Origin of the sequence: Pseudoalteromonas sp. SIMBA_162 (genome assembly GCF_046535955.1) — a bacterium.
In the GTDB taxonomy this organism is placed as follows: Bacteria; Pseudomonadota; Gammaproteobacteria; order Enterobacterales; family Alteromonadaceae; genus Pseudoalteromonas; species Pseudoalteromonas marina.
The window spans coordinates 1-345 of sequence record NZ_JAWJBQ010000154.1 but is presented as its reverse complement, the minus strand read 5'-3'; the positions used below and the strand labels follow the sequence as shown (position 1 = coordinate 345).

General features: G+C 64.9%; 1 protein-coding gene. It reads right to left on the bottom strand.

What is annotated here, in order from left to right; genetic code table 11:
- A partial coding sequence (locus R0J88_RS19130) for an AAA family ATPase (protein ID WP_410900749.1) occupies positions 1–345 on the bottom strand: 345 nt, incomplete at both ends.

Sequence of the window (345 nt, the reverse complement as noted above, 5' to 3'; positions counted from 1 at the left end):
GTTCTGCTTGCTGACGCCGAAACGCACGAAGGAGCTGCGGCGCGCATTACCGATGGGCTGCCGGGCGTGGGGGCGGCCGCTGAGGCGCGTTGCCGCATCCTCGGTCATACGAGCGACGTAACCACACCACCTGGCGTTGTCAATCAACGCCGATGCGCCACGCGCAGCCTGCTGCTGGTCGGTTTGCCCTTCGCGGGCGCTTCCCTTGCTGACGTGGTGTAGGTAGAGCACGGATGCGCCCGTGGTGGCCGCAACGTGCTCCAACACGGCCACGAGGTGGGCCATGTTGCCGTTGCTGTTCTCATCGAGGGCGTGAATACGGCTCAGGGTATCCAGCACAATCAG